This is a genomic window from Pyxidicoccus sp. M15, assembly GCF_056858435.1.
In genome coordinates, this window is record NZ_CM166495.1 from 2,794,646 (window position 1) to 2,807,558 (window position 12,913).

Genomic DNA, 12,913 nt, shown 5'->3' on the forward strand with positions numbered 1-12,913 from the left:
GGAGGATGACTCCGTCGCAGGCCGCCGAAGCGCTGTACTCCGCCCACAAGACCCGAGCCACCGGGAGGCTGACGCTTTCCGCGGGAGGGCGTGAGTCGCGGCTGTTGCTGCGCGAGGGGAACCTCGTGGGCACGCAGCTGGGGTTCGGCTACCAGAGCCCGGCGCAGGCGCTCCTGCAGAGCGGGATGCTGGGCGCGGACGCGCTGGATGCCCTGTGGGCACGGGGCGGGGCCGGGACGCCGGACGAGGAGCTGCTGGAGGAGTACGGGCTGGAGCCGGACGCGGTGGTGGAGCAGCAGGTGCTCGCCCATGTGCGGAGGCTGAGCGAGCTGGCCGAGCGCGCGGCGTTCGAGCCCGGGGCGGTGGAGGAGGACTTCCGGCCGATTGCGGGCGCGCGGGTGGTGCGCGCGGCGCTGGAGGCGCCCGTCGGAGGGAGCCGGGTTGCGAGGGTGTTTCGCTGTGAGGACGTGGCGCGGTGCGCACCGTGGCTCACGGATGCGGCGGAGCGCGAGTTCCTGGAGACGCTGGGGGAGTTCCGGCAGCCGGAAGGGCTGACGGCCGCGCAGGAGGCACTGCTGCTCGTGCTGGAGCGCGAGGGGTGCATCCAGGCGCTGTCGGTGGAGGAGTGGGAGGCGCGGGAGCAGGCTCGGCGGGAGGCGGAGGAGGAGGCGCGTCGGAGGGCGGAGGAAGAGGCGCGTCGCATCGCGGAGGAGGAGGCGCGTCGCCGGGCTGAAGAGGCTCGGCTGGCTGAGGAGGCGCGGCTGGCAGAAGAGCGGCGCCTGGCCGAAGAGGCGCGACTGGCTGAGGAGGCTCGGCTCGCCGAAGAGGCTCGGCTGGCCGAAGAGGCTCGGCTGGCCGAAGAGGCTCGGTTGGCCGAAGAGGCTCGGCTGGCTGAGGAGGCTCGGCTGGCCGAAGAGGCTCGACTGGCTGAGGAGGCCCGGCTCGCCGAAGAGGCTCGACTGGCTGAAGAGGCTCGGCTCGCCGAAGAGGCTCGGCTCGCCGAAGAGGCTCGGCTCGCCGAAGAGGCTCGGCTCGCCGAAGAGGCTCGACTGGCTGAGGAGGCTCGGCTCGCCGAAGAGGCTCGACTGGCTGAGGAGGCTCGGCTCGCCGAAGAGGCTCGACTGGTTGAGGAGGCCCGTCGCGAAGCGGAGCGCCGCAGGGTCGAAGAGGAGGCTCGCCTTGCTGAGGCTGCAAGGCTTGAAGCCGAGCGGATCCGGGCTGAGGAGGAGGCTCGGCTCGCCGAGGAAGCACGGCTAGCGGAAGAGCGTCGTCGCGCCGAAGAAGTGGCCCGGCTCGAAGAGGAGCGGCGCCAGGCAGAAGAGGCTGCTCGACTGGCTGAAGAGGCTCGTCTCGCAGAAGAAGCTCGACTCGCTGAGGAACGCCGCGTCGCAGAGGAGGCTCGACTCCGCGCCGAGGAAGAGGAACGGCGCCTTGCTGAAGAGGCGCGGCTGGTCGAAGAGGCTCGGCTCGCAGAAGAGGCTCGACTGGCTGAACAGGCGCGGCTGGCCGAAGAGGCGCGGCTGGCCGAAGAGGCGCGGCTGGCCGAAGAGGCGCGGCTGGCCGAAGAGGCGCGGCTGGCCGAAGAGGCGCGGCTCGCCGAAGAGGCCCGACTGGCTGAAGAGGCTCGGCTCGCCGAAGAGGCCCGACTGACTGAAGAGGCTCGGCTCGCCGAAGAGGCTCGGCTGGCTGAGGAAGCACGGCTGGCTGAAGAGGCTCGGCTCGCCGAAGAGGCTCGGCTGGCTGAGGAAGCACGTCGTGCCGAAGAGGCGCGTCTGGCCGAAGAGGCTCGGCTGGCCGAAGAAGCACGGCTGGCTGAAGAGGCCCGCGTTGCTGAACAGCGCCGCCTTGATGAGGAAGCCCGTCGCGCGGAGGAACTGAGGCTCGCGGAAGAGGCGCGTCAGGAGCAGGAGCGCCGTCTTGCGGAAGAAGCCCGCCTCGCTGAAGAGGCTCGGCTGGCTGAAGAGGCTCGGCTCGCAGAAGAAGCTCGGCTCGCTGAAGAGGCCCGCATCGAAGAGGAGCGCCAGCGGGAAGCGGCCCGACTTGCGGAAGTGGCTCGGCTCGCGGAAGTGGCCCGGCTGGAGGATGAGCGTCGGCGTGAGGAGGAGCGACTCGCGGAGGAGGCGCGTCTCGCCGAAGAAGCCCGGTTGGCTGAAGAGGCTCGGGCTGCCGATCAGCGGAGGGTTGAAGAGGAGGCTCGGCGCCAAGAGGAGTTGAGGCTCGCCGAGGAGGCACGTCGGGCCGAGGAGGTGCGTCGCAAGATCGCAGAAGAAGAGCTGCGCCTCGCCGAAGAAGCGCGATTGATGGAAGAGGCTCGCCTCGCGGAAGAAGAGGCCCGCCGCGCTGAGGAGTCGCGTCTCGCGGAAGAGGCACGTCGTGCTGAGGAAGCTCGCCTCGCTGAACAGGTGCGCCTCGCTGAAGAAGCTCGCCGCGAAGAAGAGCGTCGTCTCGCTGAAGAGGCTCGCCTTGCTGAAGAAGCACGTGTCGCCGAAGAGGCCCGACTCGCGGAAGAAGCACGTGTCGCCGAAGAAGCCCGACTCGCGGAAGAAGCACGTGCCGCTGAAGCGGCTCGCCTCGCCGAAGAAGCACGCGTCGCTGAAGAGGCCCGCCTAGCTGAAGAGATGCGCCTCGCGGAAGAGCGGCGCATCGCTGAGGAGAACCGGCTCGCGGAAGAGGCGCGCATCGCAGAGGCGGCTCGGCTCGCGGAAGAGGCGCGGCTGGAGGAGGAGCGTCGGCTCGCGGAACAGGCTCGGCTTGAAGAGGAAGCACGTCGAGCTGAAGAGCTCCGGCTGGCTGAAGAGGCTCGCATCGCCGAAGAGGCCCGTCGGGCTGAAGAAGCCCGCCTCGCAGAGGAAGCTCGCGTCGCGGAAGAAGCCCGCCTCGCTGAGGAAGCTCGCATCGCCGAAGAGGCCCGTCGGGCTGAAGAGGCGCGCCTCGCTGAGGAAGCTCGCGTCGCTGAGGAAGCCCGCCTCGCCGAGGAGGCTCGCGTCGCTGAGGAAGCCCGCGTCGCTGAGGAAGCCCGCGTCGCGGAGGAAGCCCGCGTCGCTGAGGAAGCTCGCCTTGCAGAGGAGGCCCGCCTCGCTGAAGAGGCTCGCGTCGCTGAAGAGGCTCGCGTCGCTGAAGAGGCTCGCGTCGCTGAAGAGGCCCGCCTCGCGGAAGCAGCCCGCCTCGCAGAGGAAGCTCGCGTCGCTGAAGAGGCCCGTCAGGCCGAAGAAGCTCGTCTCGCGGAAGAGGCCCGCCTCGCTGAGGTAGCACGCATCGCTGAAGAGGCGCGTCTGGCCGAAGAGGCCCGCCTTGCAGAGGAAGCTCGTGCTGCGGAAACAGCTCGCCTCGCAGAGGAAGCTCGGCTCGCGGAAGAGGCCCGTCAGGCCGAGGAGGCTCGCGCCGCAGAAGAGGCGCGTCTCGCCGAGGAGGCTCGCCTCGCAGAAGAGGCGCGTCTCGCTGAGGAAGCTCGCGTCGCTGAGGAAGCTCGCGTCGCTGAGGAAGCTCGCGTCGCTGAGGAAGCCCGCCTCGTGGCAGAGGCCCGTCAGGCCGAGGAAGCTCGCCTCGCGGAAGAGGCCCGCCTGGCCGAAGAAGCCCGCCATGCCGAGGAGGTTCGGCTCGAGGTGGAGCGTCGTCGCGCTGAAGCGGTCCGTCGCGCGAAGGAGGCACGTCTCGCGGAGCAGGCCCGCCTCGCCGAAGAGGCCCGCCTCGAAGAGGAGCGTCGGCAGGAAGAAGCCCGCCTCGCCGAGGAAGCCCGCCAGTCCCTGCCGCTCTCCTCCGCGCCCACCCCGGATGACGCCGACGCCCTCACCCTCGACGTCGGTGACATCATCGCCGCCGACCCCGAGCCTCCGAAGGCCGCTGTCACCGACTCGTGGGCGGATGCCATCCCACCGTCCGCCGCCTCCCTGGAGCTCCCCTCCCAGCCCGAGAGCCCGGACACCCTCCGCATTGCCCGCCAGCTCGCTCAGGCCGCGCTCCTTCACGACATGGAGGAGGCGCTCCGCCGCTCGCGGACGCAGCCACTGGAGCCCTGGCTCGCCGAGGAGCCTCCCCGCACCACTCCGCCCACCCGCACGAAGGACCTCGTCCCCGTGCAGGACGAGCCGTGGCAGGCGCGCGACTCCTCCCAGTCCCCTCTGGCGGAGGCTGAGGACCTGCCCCTGCTGGAGGTCGAACCCGAGGCCTGGGACGACGCCGTTCCCGCCTCGGACCCGCTGCCCGCGCCTCCGGCCCGTGCTCCTGCCGCAGGGCCTCCGGTCCTGACGCCGTCCGCCGCACCGCCCCCCGCTCGTGGCGGCACCCCTCCCGTCCTCACGCCCACCCCTCCAGTCCCGCTCACGGCGGAAACTTCGCCCACGGAGGACGACAGCCTGTGGGCCACCCGTCCGGCGCCGCAGTCCGCTCCGCCGCCGCTCCGGCTGGGGCCTGCCTCGCCCAAGGCGGGGGATGATGACCTGTGGCGCATCGTCGCCTTCGACAAGGACGAGGGCGCCGCCAACCTCACGGCCTCCTTCGAGGCGGCCCTCATGCAGGTGGACTCACACCTGGAATCGCTCGTCCGCTCGGATGTCAATCCGGCGAGCGTCGATTTCAACGAGCCCCCCGTGGAGGCCATTGTTGAAGCGACGATCGAACCGGTGGCACCTCTGGATCCGGGGACCTTCCCCGGTGACAACACCGGGCCAACTGGACAGACTGCATGGGCCGAGCCGTCCGGAGACCTGGACGACTGGGACTTCGACGAGGACGACGTGGCGGCAGACCCCTCCAACCCCGACGAGGCAGCGAAGCTCCGGCGCCAGCGCCTGCTGCGCCGTGCGATGGAGAACATGGGCGTGCTCGGCTCGCGTCCTCCCGCCGCGGTGGGCGTGGCACCCACGGGCGAGCCCTCCCAGGCCGCTCCCACCCCGTCCGCCTCAGAGCCTCCCAAGCCGGACGAGGCGCGGCTGGCCCAGCAGATCGAGCAGCGCTACGCCGACATCCAGGCGAAGCGGGACCACTTCTTCGTGCTCGGCGTCCCGCAGGACGCCCCGCGCGACCAGGTGAAGTCGGCGTTCCTCAGTCTCGCCAAGGTCTTCCACCCGGACCGGCTGCCTCCGACGATTCCCCACCTGGCGCCGAAGATGACCGCCGTCTTCGAGGCCATCCGCGAGGCCTACGAGGTCCTCTACGACGACGCCCGGCGCAAGGCGTACCTGCAGACCCTCCAGTCCCAGCAGGCCCTGCCGAAGCCGCCCACGCCGTCGGCCACGCAGGCCAGTCCGGCCGCTCGCGCCGCGGGGCGCCCCGACAGCAGCCCGGACGACCTCTACAAGATGGGCGAGGTCTTCTTCCGCAAGCGGGACTTCACCACCGCGTCGGACCACTACGAGCGCGCCTACTCGATGGACGCGAAGCCCGTGTACCTCGCCGCCCGCGCCTGGGCCATCTACATGGACCCGGCGCGCAAGGCGGACATGGCCAAGGCCAAGCAGATGATGGCGGATGCCGTGCGCACCGACCCCAACTGCGACCGCGCCCACTACCAGCTCGGCGTCATCGCCCGCGTCGAGGGCGACATGGACCGTGCCGAGCGCCACTTCCGCGACGCGGTCCGCGCCAACTCCAAGCACCTGGAAGCCAACCAGGAGCTGCGCCTCATCGAGATGCGCAAGAAGAACCCGCCGAAGAAAGGCGGCTTCTTCCGCTGACCCGCCCACGGGCCCCCGCGAGCCTCACGCATCGTGCGGGTGCCTTTGCGGCGGGCCTTCTCGGCCCTTCCTGGAACAGGGCTTGGCTGTCGCCTGTCCAGCAGGGAGCCAGCCAGAGGCCCCGCCGCCCCAAGCCATTGACATGCCTGGAAAGCGGGCAGGATGCTCCCGCGTCAGGCTCTCTGTAGAAGTCCGCAGTGACGAAAGGCAAGTATCGTGGCCAAGCAGCACCTGCTCCTGGTCGATGGTGACGCAAAGAGCCTCCGCGTGATGGAGGTCAGCCTGAAGAAGGCTGGCTTCTCCGTGACGACGGCCATCCACGGCAAGGATGCGCTGGAGAAGGTTCAAATCAGCCCACCGGACCTCGTGCTGGCCGACACGAAGATGCCGGAGATGGACGGGTTCGAGCTGTGCAAGGCGCTCAAGTCCGACGAGCGCTTCAAGTTCATCCCGTACGTCTTCCTGACGAACCAGAAGTCGGTCGAGTTCAAGGTGCGCGGCCTCGAGCTCGGTGGCGACGACTATCTGACCAAGCCGATCTACATCAAAGAGATCGTCACCCGCGTGAAGATGATCCTCCAGAAGGCGGAGAAGGAGAGGATCGAGAAGCGGGAGACGACGAAGGGCGGCTTCGCCGGCAGCCTCGCCGACATGGGCGTGGTGGACCTGGTGCAGACGTTCGAGATTGGCCGCAAGACGGGCCTCATCAACATCCAGGGCGAGCGCACCGGCACCGTCTACTTCAAGGACGGACGGGTCATCGACGCGGAGCTGGGGCGGCTGAAGGGCGAGAACGCCTTCTACCGCATGCTCAACACCTTCGAGGGCCAGTTCGAGGTGCAGTTCAGCGCGCTGGACCGCCCGGAGCGCATCGAAATCTCCACCCAGGGCCTGCTGATGGAGGGCATGCGCCGCCTGGACGAGTGGGGACGCATGCTCGAGCAGCTGCCGCCGCTCGAGACGGTGTTCGAGATCGACTACCACCAGCTCGCCGACCGCCTCTCGGAGATTCCGGACGAGGTCAACGGACTGCTGCGCCTGTTCGACGGCAAGCGCACCCTGAGCCGCGTGGTGGAGGACTCGGACTTCGAGGACCTCGCCGCGCTGGGCATCATCAGCAAGCTGTACTTCGAGGGCCTCATCCGCGAGCTGGGCAACGCCCCGCTGGAGCCGGTGCAGAGCAGCAAGCCCGGCATCGAGCAGTGGCTCAACGCGGCGCCGCCCCCGAGCGCTCCGGTGGAGCCCGCGCCCGCCGCGCCCGTGGCCGTGGCCCCCGAGCCGCCGCCCGTGGCCCCCGAGCCGCCTCCGAGCGTCCCCGTGGCCGTCGCGCCCGTGGCCGCCGTGCCCGTGGAAGTCCCCAGCGTCCCCGTGGCCGTCGCGCCCGTGGAGGTCCCCACCGCGCCGCGCGCGATGCCGCCGAGCGTGCTCGCGCCGCCCGCGGGCGTGGAGGACCCGTCCGAGCCCGCCGCCGCGACGGGCCCGGCCCAGCCGGCCAACGTCGTCGTCTTCCCCGCGAAGCCCCGGCGCAACGGCGCCGCCGAGGAGCCGGCCGCCGCGCCCCCGCTGCCTCCCGCGGAGGAGGGCTCGTCGTTCCTCGTGGAGCCGCCTCCGGCCCACCGCGCCGTGGAGCAGGCGCACCGCAGCCTGTTGCTGGACTGGAGCCGGGTGGACACCGACGGCATCAGCTCGGCGTCCACGTGGGGCCCGGGCTCGCTCTGGTCTCCCTCGCCGCGCACCTTCGGGAGCGCCGGTGGCCAGGGCGCCTCGGCTCCGGCGTTCGGTCAGGGCAACGCCGCCGCCGAGTCGGCCGCCTCGCGCGCGCCCATCTTCGGCGGCGCCGCCGTGGGGCCCAACCCGCTGCCGCCCGTGCCGCCGCCCACCCCCGCGCCGCCGTCGTCCGAGGTGACGCTGGTGAGCGGCCGGGGCGCTCCGTCCCAGTCCGGCTCCAGCGTGCCGCCGGTGGCGCCGCTGTCCGCGGCCGACGAGCCCGTCCTCGAGGTCGAGGAAGTCCCTTCGCCTCCGCCCCAGCAGCTCGCGCTGCCGCCGTACCCCGGCCATGGCGTTCCCGCGCCGACCGCGCCCGCCCTCTCCGAGGAGCCGCGGACGCCGAGCGCGGCGCCGACGCCCGTCACCGCGGCGCCGATGCCCGTCACCGCGGCGCCCGCCGAGCCGAAGCCCGCGGAAGCGAAGCCCGTCGAAGCGAAGCCTGTCGAGGCCAGGCCCGCGCCGGCCCCGAAGCCGGCCGAGGTGAAGCCCGCCTCCGCGTCGAACGAGGACCTCTCCGACGCCGCGCTGGCCCAGTCCGTCCGTCCGAAGCGCACCGGCCTGTACGTGGCCGCCGGCCTGCTGCTCATCGGCGCCGTCGCCGCGGTCGTCGTGGGCGGTGGCTCGGGCTCCAGCGGGAAGGGGCAGGACCCCGCGCCGAAGCCTCCGGTGGAGCAGCCCACCCCCGTCGACACGGTGAAGCCGCCGCCTCCGCCCCAGAAGGACCCGACGCCTCCTCCGACGGAGACCGCCACGCCGGCGGCCGCCGTCGACGCGGGGACGACCACCGCAGCCGTGACTTCTCCGCCCCCGCCTGCCGCCGCGCCGGATGCAGGGGCGGCCACCGCGGAGGCTCCGAAGCCCGAGGGTGCGGACGCCGCCGCCGTCAACACGCCGCCGGTGGACCCGGAGGTCGAGTACGCCAACCTGGTGAAGGCGGCGAAGGTGGCCATCGTCGGTGGCCGGCACATGTCCGCCGCCATCAGCTACCGCAAGGCGCTGGCGCTCAAGCCGGCCTCCATGGAGGCGAAGGCCGGCCTGGGCATCTCGCTGGTGAACGGCTCCGTCGCGCCGTCCGCGCACCGGGAGGCCGCCAAGCTCCTGCAGGAGGTGGTCAAGGAGGAGGACCGGAATGCGCGTGCCTGGCTGTCGCTCGGCATGGCGTACCAGTCCACCGGTCGGAATTCGCAGGCGGCCGAGGCCTACAAGCGATACTTGTTCCTGGAACCGACGGGAGCCTCCGCCAACGAGGTCCGCTCGCTGCTCAAGAGCCTGGGCAACTGAGCGGGCAGGCGGGCGGCTCCCACCGCCTCGGAGAAGTGAGCCGCCTTGCTCGTCCTCGGACTGGAAACCTCCTGTGATGAAACCGCCGCCGCCCTCGTGGAGGACGGCCGGCGCGTGTTGTCGGACGTCGTCTCCACCCAGGTGGACATCCACCGGCGCTGGGGCGGGGTGGTGCCGGAGCTGGCCAGCCGCAACCACATCGTCCAGGTGATGCCCGTCGTCCACGAGGCCCTCACCCGCGCGCAGAAGACGCTCGACGACGTGGACCTCATCGCCGTCACCTCCGGCCCGGGCCTCATCGGCGCGCTGCTGGTGGGCCTGCAGGTGGCCAAGGGACTGAGCCTCGCCACCGGCAAGCCCTTCGTCGGCGCCAACCACCTCGAGGGCCACCTGCTGGCCATCCGCCTCATCGAGGAGGCCCCGGAGCCGCCGTTCCTCGGGCTCGTCGTGTCCGGCGGGCACACCAGCCTCTATGACGTGCAGGCCTATGGCCGCTACCGGCTGGTGGGCAGCACGCGCGACGACGCGGCCGGCGAGGCGTACGACAAGACGGCGCGCATCCTCGGGCTGCCGTACCCGGGCGGGCTGCCCATCGACCAGCTCGCGCAGAAGGGGAACCCGGACGCCATCCGCTTCCCTCGCGCGCTGCCCGGCGACAACTTCGACGTCTCCTTCTCCGGCCTGAAGACGGCGGTGCTGCACCACGTGCAGAAGCACGGCGTGCCGGAAGGGCAGGCCCTGTCCGACTTGTGCGCGTCCTTCCAGGAGGCGGTGGCGGACGTGCTGTCGAAGAAGCTGGTGGCCGCCGCGCGCCGGCTGGGCCACAAGAACCTGGTGCTGTGCGGGGGCGTGGCGGCCAACTCGCGGCTGCGCGCGCTGTGCAAGGCGCGGGCGGAGGAGCGGGGGCTGAACATGTTCCTGCCGCCGGTGCGGTTGTGCACGGACAATGGGGCGATGATTGCGGTGGCGGGGTATGAGGCGTACCGCCGCGGCCTGCGCGGAGACTTCCGCCTGGCGGCGGACCCCGCCTGGCGCATGTAGCGGGAAGGGAGACCGGGTGGAACAGCCGCGAGACATCCTCAAGCGTCATGGACTGCGCCCCAAGCACAGCTGGGGGCAGAACTTCCTCGGGGACGAAGAGGCCCTGGAGACCATCGCCGACGCCGTGAATCTGCGCGAGGGCGAGCCGGTGGTGGAGCTGGGGCCCGGCCTCGGCCACCTCACGCGCTTCCTCGCCGCGACGAAGGCGCGCGTCACCGCCGTGGAGCGGGACCGCGACATGCTGACGGTGCTGGAGAAGGAGGCCATCCCCGGCGTGCGCGTGGTGGCCGGCAACGCCGCCACGGTGGACTTCGCCGAGGTGGCCGGCGCGCCCGACGTGGCGGTGGTGGGCAACCTGCCCTACCACCTGTCCAGCCAGATTCTCTTCCGCGTGCTGGAGCAGCGCGCCCACGTGTCGCGCGCCGTCTTCACGCTGCAGAAGGAAGTGGTGGAGCGGCTCGCCGCGGTGCCCGGCAACCGCGACTACGGCCTGCTCACCGTGCTGCTCGGCCTGCACTTCGACGCGGAGAACATCCTCACCCTGGAGTCCTGGCGCTTCCACCCGCCGCCGAAGGTGGACTCCGCGGTGCTGCGCCTCACCCGCCGCAAGGCCCCGCGCGCGCCCATCATCGACGAGGCCCGCTTCATCCGCGTGGTGAAGGCGTCCTTCTCCCACCGGCGCAAGACGCTGCTCAACTCCATCAAGTCGGACACCACGCTCGGCTCGCCGGAGGTGCTGCTCGCCGCGCTGCAGACGGCCGGCATCGACCCGCAGCGGCGCGCGGAAACGCTCGCGCCCGAGGAGTTCGCCGCGATTGAGCGCGCGCTCGGGCCGGTGGTGGAGAAGGTGCCGCCTCCGAAGCTGGAGGAGGAGTAGGGCAGGGGGCTGGCGCTCGCGCTGGCCCGGCCTGCGTGCGGCTCAGCGCTCCCGCAGTCCCAGCGCCTGGAGCAGGCCGCCCTGTTGCTCCAGGTACGCGAAGAACTCGGCCTCGGGAATGCGCATGCGCGCCAGCACGCCGCGGAGGATTTCCTCCACGGTGCCGTCCTGCCGGCGCTTGAGCTCCAGCGCCGTCTTCAGGAGCACCACGCCGTAGAGAGGATCCGGCTCCACCGGCGGTGCGGGTGTGGACTTGGAGGTGGTGCTCTGGCGTGCCTCCTCCAGCAACACCACCGTCTTCACCCGCTGCCTGCCACTCATGTCCGGAGACCGTCCCGCGCACACGCCATGAAGTCGCGCGGACCGTAGGGGATGCCCTCCGGAGCGTCAAGGGAGCGCGAGCATCCCGGACGCTCGGTGCGGCCGTGGAAAATTGCCGGATTCCAGCGCCCGTGTTGTGTTATCCGCCCGGGTGCGTGGCCGTGCCCTCGCGCAGGTGCGCGCGCGGCCTCGAGTGGCGCATTCCGCGGTCGGGAGGCCTCGGCGGATGGACTACCGGTACATCGTGGTCGAGGGGCCCATTGGCGTGGGCAAGACGAGCCTCTCCAACATCCTCGCGGAGCGCCTGTCCGGCCGGCGCATCCTCGAGGTGGTGGAGGAGAATCCCTTCCTCTCCAGCTTCTATTCGGACCGGCAGAAGTTCGCGTTCCAGACGCAGATCTTCTTCCTCCTGTCGCGCTTCCGGCAGCAGCAGGACCTGTTCCAGCAGGAGCTCTTCAGCTCGATGACGGTCAGCGACTACCTGTTCGCGAAGGACCGCATCTTCGCCCACCTCAACCTGGACGCCCACGAGCTCGCCCTCTACGAGCGCGTCTTCGAGGCGCTCGGGCCCCGCGTGGCCAAGCCGGACCTCGTTGTCTACCTCCAGGCCCGGCTGGACGTGTTGCTGCAACGCATCAAGAAGCGGGGCCGCGAGTTCGAGCGCAAGTTCGACTCGGGGTACCTGGAGGGGCTCGTCCACTCCTACAACACCTTCTTCTTCCACTACACGGAGACGCCCCTGTTGGTGGTCGACACCTCGGACATCGACTTCGTCAACAACGAGGCGGACCGGGAGGACCTGCTGGCCACCATCCGGAAGGCGAAGCCGGGGACCCAGCATTACCTTCCAAAGGCTTCCCGGCGGGCCTGAGTCCAGGCTCCCGGCGGGACGCATGCCCTCCAGGCCCCCACGGCCGCCCGGAGGGCGTTAGAGTGCGGTGAGGACTCGAAGGCTTCCGGCGATCCCAAAAGGGACGGCGAGGGGCGAAGGGGTCCGCAACGGCCGTTCAACCCGTCGGACAACAGGAGGTGAACCGTGAAGGACAAGGTCACCATCCACACGCTGAAGCGCTTCAAGCAGATCGGCCAGAAGATCTGCATGGTTACCGCCTACGACGCCACGTTCGCCCACATCCTCGACCAGGCGGGCGCGGACGTGCTGCTGGTGGGTGACTCGCTGGGCATGGTCGTTCAGGGCCATGACTCCACGCTGCCGGTGACGATGGACCAGATGGTCTATCACTCCGCCGCCGTGACGCGCGGCGCGCGCCGGGCCCACGTGGTGGGTGACCTGCCCTTCATGAGCTACCAGGTGTCGCCCCAGGAGGCGGTGCGCAACGCGGGCCGCCTGGTGTCCGAGGGGGGGGTGGGCAGCATCAAGCTGGAGGGCGGCGCCGAGTTCGCGGAGACGGTGCGCGCGATTACCCGCGCCAGCATCCCCGTGATGGGCCACCTGGGCCTGACGCCGCAGTCCGTCCACAAGATGGGCGGCTACGTGGTGCAGGGCCGCGACGAGGACCAGGCCCGCAAGATTCTCGATGACGCGCTGGCGCTGGAGCAGGCCGGGGCCTACGCGCTGGTGCTGGAGGGCGTGCCGCTGGAGCTGGCGCGCACGGTGACGCAGAGCCTGTCCATCCCCACCATCGGCATCGGCGCGGGCGTGGACTGTGATGGCCAGGTCCTCGTCTGTTACGACCTCCTGGGGATGAACCCGGACTTCAAGCCCAAGTTCGTCAAGCGCTACGCCAACCTGCACGGCTCGATTACGGAGGCGGCCGGCGCCTTCTTCTCCGAGGTCCGCAAGGGCGCGTTCCCGGACGAGGACCACTCCTTCAAGTCGAACAAGAACATCCGCCTCGTGGCGGGCAGCCCCGCGGCGCCGCGCGTGGAGTCGTCCACCGCCACCGCCGAGGGCGGGGAGAAGATTGGCCCCGTCTACGGGGTTCCGGTCTAG

At 70.9% G+C, this 12,913-nt stretch carries 7 protein-coding genes; 6 read left to right on the forward strand and 1 reads right to left on the reverse strand.

What is annotated here, in order from left to right; translation table 11 throughout:
* The first annotated feature begins 5 nt into the window (after window positions 1-5).
* The 4 genes from ACX9TP_RS11345 (at window position 6) to rsmA (ending at window position 10,638) form a co-directional block, all read left to right on the forward strand.
* Complete coding sequence (locus ACX9TP_RS11345; protein WP_482979721.1) at window positions 6-5,672, forward strand: J domain-containing protein; 5,667 nt, start codon at window positions 6-8, stop codon at window positions 5,670-5,672.
* 216 nt (window positions 5,673-5,888) lie between these two features.
* A complete protein-coding gene (locus tag ACX9TP_RS11350) occupies window positions 5,889-8,720 on the forward strand; it encodes a response regulator (RefSeq protein ID WP_482979722.1) in 2,832 nt (943 codons plus the stop codon).
* A 45-nt stretch (window positions 8,721-8,765) separates the two neighbouring features.
* On the forward strand, window positions 8,766-9,761 hold the full coding sequence (tsaD, locus tag ACX9TP_RS11355) for a tRNA (adenosine(37)-N6)-threonylcarbamoyltransferase complex transferase subunit TsaD (RefSeq protein ID WP_482979723.1): 996 nt from the start codon (window positions 8,766-8,768) through the stop codon (window positions 9,759-9,761).
* 16 nt (window positions 9,762-9,777) lie between these two features.
* Window positions 9,778-10,638: a 16S rRNA (adenine(1518)-N(6)/adenine(1519)-N(6))-dimethyltransferase RsmA gene (gene rsmA, locus ACX9TP_RS11360; RefSeq protein ID WP_482979724.1), complete on the forward strand. Its 861-nt coding sequence runs from the start codon at window positions 9,778-9,780 to the stop codon at window positions 10,636-10,638.
* Between the two features lie 42 nt (window positions 10,639-10,680).
* Here the strand turns inward: rsmA and ACX9TP_RS11365 are convergent, their stop codons facing one another.
* Window positions 10,681-10,959, reverse strand: a complete 279-nt coding sequence (locus ACX9TP_RS11365) for a hypothetical protein (protein WP_205519662.1) — start codon at window positions 10,957-10,959, stop codon at window positions 10,681-10,683.
* Window positions 10,960-11,185: 226 nt separating this feature from the next.
* Between ACX9TP_RS11365 and ACX9TP_RS11370 the strand changes: the two genes are divergently transcribed.
* On the forward strand, window positions 11,186-11,830 hold the full coding sequence (locus tag ACX9TP_RS11370; RefSeq protein WP_482979725.1) for a deoxynucleoside kinase: 645 nt from the start codon (window positions 11,186-11,188) through the stop codon (window positions 11,828-11,830).
* Window positions 11,831-11,995: 165 nt separating this feature from the next.
* On the forward strand, window positions 11,996-12,913 hold the full coding sequence (gene panB / locus ACX9TP_RS11375) for a 3-methyl-2-oxobutanoate hydroxymethyltransferase (RefSeq protein WP_482979726.1): 918 nt from the start codon (window positions 11,996-11,998) through the stop codon (window positions 12,911-12,913).

Bases quoted from the DNA above. Each gene is read 5' to 3' on its own strand.
- ACX9TP_RS11345 (WP_482979721.1), top strand. From the start codon at position 6: ATGACTCCGTCGCAGGCCGCCGAAGCGCTGTACTCCGCCCACAAGACC.
- ACX9TP_RS11365 (WP_205519662.1), bottom strand. From the start codon at position 10,959: ATGAGTGGCAGGCAGCGGGTGAAGACGGTGGTGTTGCTGGAGGAGGCA.
- ACX9TP_RS11370 (WP_482979725.1), top strand. From the start codon at position 11,186: ATGGACTACCGGTACATCGTGGTCGAGGGGCCCATTGGCGTGGGCAAG.